3 protein-coding genes are annotated in these 3,984 nt (G+C 30.8%); all 3 read right to left on the bottom strand.

Annotation, left to right across the window (positions count from 1 at the left end; genetic code table 11):
- Positions 1 to 313 precede the first annotated feature (313 nt).
- The gene (locus DLK05_RS16285) at positions 314 to 1,462 is read right to left on the bottom strand and encodes an alpha/beta fold hydrolase (protein WP_127345065.1); all 1,149 of its coding nucleotides are present in this window, start codon (positions 1,460 to 1,462) and stop codon (positions 314 to 316) included.
- A gap of 298 nt (positions 1,463 to 1,760) precedes the next feature.
- Positions 1,761 to 2,486 carry a CPBP family intramembrane glutamic endopeptidase gene (locus DLK05_RS16280; protein WP_127345064.1) on the bottom strand — a complete coding sequence of 242 codons (726 nt, stop codon included), beginning with the start codon at positions 2,484 to 2,486 and terminating at the stop codon, positions 1,761 to 1,763.
- A gap of 384 nt (positions 2,487 to 2,870) precedes the next feature.
- A complete protein-coding gene (locus DLK05_RS16275; RefSeq protein ID WP_127345063.1) occupies positions 2,871 to 3,449 on the bottom strand; it encodes a hypothetical protein in 579 nt (192 codons plus the stop codon).
- Positions 3,450 to 3,984 lie beyond the last annotated feature (535 nt).

Below are 3,984 nucleotides of genomic sequence, written 5' to 3'. Positions count from 1 at the left end.
GGGAAAAGTCCTGTAACTTCTCAAAGTCAAAAACGTTTTTACGTTCCAAGTGTGTAACACTCACACGCTTCAAGCGTTGACTTTGAAGAACTTCGTTCCCAAGAATCCTTTCTTAACCCAATACCTGAAATTTTATCTCAAACGCTCATATTCACAGCAATATTCATTTCAACGGTTTGAATATGGTGCGTGCCGCATTTTGAAACGATTATTTTTCAAGTTACGCAAATCTTCTTTTGAACTCTAACTTTCAGTATTACTACGGGTTGCCAAATGCACTATATTTTTTGTTGGCAACAGTAATTTTCTAATGCTATTTCGATAATAAAAAGCGATTAATACTATTAAAATACATTTTTGGCTGTTCTAACCATCCATAATGAACGCATTTAGGGATATATATTAATTCTGAATTCTTGAATGCCCGATGAGATTTCTCTGCAATCTGTTTTGGTATTATATCTTCTTCACCTTGAATAATTAGCACTTTTTTATTAAAATTTTTCAGTTCATCACTACAATTAAAATTCATTTTTCCCATATTCTGATAAACTAATTTATTGATTAGCATATCAGCTTGTGTCATTCTATGAGCTATAGTGTCAATGTAAGTTGTATCGTAAAGGTAAGCTGGCGCAAGATTTTTTCCTCGTTGAAATTTAGCATAATAGGATGTATCTCCTTCTGCAATTTTACCATTCCAATACTTAAGAGAATCCCGTTGTAAAGGTGTAAGTCTTGATGTTATATCAATAATGGAAAACAATTCCATATCTATACCTCCTGAGGATGAAAGTATTAATTTTTTTATTCGCTTAGGAAATTTAGTGGCATAATATGATGCCAGCATTCCCCCAAAAGAATGTCCTAATACTACCCAGCTTTTAATATTAAGATATTTTCTTATAGCCTCAATATCATTTATCATTAAATCAAGCGTAATGGTACTGCTGTCAACTTTACTCATAATTGACCTTCCCGTTCCTCTTTGGTCAAATATAATTGCCTTTCTTTTTTCTCCAATAATTTTAGCCAGTGATGCAAATCCTTTACTATTCATTCCTGGTCCACCATTAATAATTAAGACAGGTTCACCCTCTCCGAAAGTTTGAAAATAAATATTCAATTTCTCAGAAACAATAGTTTGTTCATTCTGGGCGAAAGTTGTACTAATCCGGAAAAAAAGAAAAAAAAAGAAGATTGCTTTATATTTCATGTTTTTAATTTTATTGTTGCCAACGTAAAAGTGTTTTATCCTTTCGTTTGTTAAAACTAACAAAACATTATTTAGAATACCGATTTTAGATTCTGAGAATAGTTCTAAACAAAGGATAAAACATAGTTGGACAATGTCGCCGGAACTATGGGTATTTAATTGCTTTGTTTTTTCGACAAGTAGTTTCGGACTTCCTATTTGGAAGTGTGTGGCAGGAAACCAGAGCGTTTCATAATTTTTTTTCATTCAGAATAAAGCATAGTTTACCGCCGCTACCGCACGAATCCTTTCGTGTGCTTCTATTATAGAAAACGAAACGCGATTAAATCGCACACCAGCGGGGGGGTACAGCCTGTTGAAAATCCATAAATTAGAAAGATTAACGCAATAAATTAATACAAGCTCCCCCTCTGAAGACTTCAGAATACAAGAAAAATCGTCGGTAAAAGCATAGAAAATCCAAAACAACACGGGATGTAGTTCAACATGTACTCATCGCTGGGTCTTGCAGACCGCTCATAGTTCTATTTATTGTGTGCAGTATTTATTTTATCATTGTTGCCAATGTTCCAAAAAAATTGCTAAAATTATGTGACAAAATCGCAAACAAAATACTTCTACTTTTAACTGTAATCCATCCCCATGCATATCCAGCTAGTCCGGTTTGTAAAAAATAAATAATATTGAAGTTTGGCGTTAAATTCTTATCCAATTTCAAAGCATGAATTAATCCAAATAAAATAGAAGTAATCAGTACACTTGGATTACCTATAATTTTTTGTTTATCTTTCAATCCAGACATTAGCAGTCCTAATAAAATACCACGATACATTATTTCTTCATCAATTCCAGGTAAGGTTAATTGAAATGCTAATGATTCAATATTAAATTCTGATTCTCCAAAAAAGAACCATATTATTGTTGCTAAAACAATCACAATTAATGATACAATGGAAACTTTCTTGAAATTACTCTTGTCCTGTTTTAATGTAAAATAATCATAGTCTTTAAATAATTTACGAAATAAGAAATAACAGAAGATTCCAAACAATATCCCAAATATTTTCCCATCCCAATTCCAATTTCCGTTTATAAATTTTAATGTGTCAATGAAATTAGGAAGATTTATTAATAATTGATAACTGAGAAATATTACTCCAAAAACGACTATTCTCTGATAGTTTTCTTTATTATACTTCTTTAGAGATAATAAAATAAGTGGGACAACTATTAGTAACTGTAATAAACTCTCAAAAACTATTCTATTCATATTTTTGCAATTTAATTATTATTAAATTCTCATATTCTACAGATATTGCACACAACGTCAGTCTGTCTAAAAACTCAACATACTACCCAATTAGGATTTAAATATAGCAGTTTTAAGGATGCCTAAAATTTGAAAATGCTTTTATTTAAAAATAGAATTGAGGCTCTTATTTGGTTCATTTTTAATCCACCGCTACCGCACGAATCCTTTTGTGTGCTTCCATTATAGAAAACGGAACGCGATTAAATCGCGCACCAGCGAGGATTTTTAACCTAAAAAAGGAAGCTTTAAAAGCTCGCTAATTAGCAAACTTTTAAAGCTTCCATCTTATTTATTAGAAATATTAATCGGTTGTGCAACGGTTACCATTGTTGTGTGTAGTTTTTATTTTTCGCTTTTTTCTTTTTCAATATATTTATCAATAAAACTCTCATATTGTTGCAATAGTTGAGATTCACTATTCAATAGATTACTTAATTGAGCAACAACCAATCTTTTGCTTTCTTCAGAATCAACAAAAAGATTTGGATACAAAAAATCCATAAGTTTCTGCATTTTTGTATCAATAAGATTTATGGTGTTTTCTATTCTAATCAATTCCGACATTATCTCAAAATCTATTAAATTAAGTTGATTTTTTTTATAAAATTCCAATCCAGTATTGCTCAATATTGTACTACTCAGCCCACCTCCTTTGTTAACAATAAGTTCACTTATTGATATATGATTTGTTCTATATTTATTAATTGTATCTAACAAGTTCATATGTCCCTCAATGGTTCCTTTTAAGTCTTTATAGTTTGTTTCGATTTCATTGTTTATAGTTTCAACTGATGTAATGTAATATTTCCGTGTTTGATTGTTTTCTTTGTAGTTGCTTAAAAATAAAGCAATCAAAACTCCTGCTGTAACTATTATAAACTCTATCAAATAGGGTTTAATACCTTTAAAAATAGTTTTCATATTTTATAGTCTTGTTTTATCATTTCAGTCATTATATCTTAAATCATAGTTAAATACGTAAATAGTAATCTACAATGTCTTTCAATTAGTGCTTGAATTTTAACAACTTCAATATTTCTCATTTGCATATATACATAGTCTCAATTTGCACGCTGTGTTAAATTACACACAACGAATAGCTGTAAGAATCCGTCACCTGTTATGATTTTTACAGCCTGTTGGGATGAGTTTTGCTGTGAATACCACCAAAGTAAATTCTAAGCTATTCTGATTTATAATTTTACTTTTAAAATTTCATTCCCTTTTGTATTGTTTATACATCCATGTATGAATCTGTTCAATAAGGGAAGAAGGGATTGCAACACTCCAGGATTCTTTCCTTACTTGACTTTCTGGGAAAAGTCCTGTAACTTCTCAAAGTCAAAAACGTTTTTACGTTCCAAGTGTGTAACACTCACACGCTTCAAGCGTTGACTTTGAAGAACTTCGTTCCCAAGAATCCTTTCTTAACCCAATACCTGAAATTTTATCTCAA

It is taken from the genome of Ancylomarina longa (assembly GCF_003996985.1).
Taxonomy (GTDB): domain Bacteria; phylum Bacteroidota; class Bacteroidia; order Bacteroidales; family Marinifilaceae; genus Ancylomarina_A; species Ancylomarina_A longa.
This window is presented reverse-complemented; position numbering and strand designations above follow the sequence as displayed.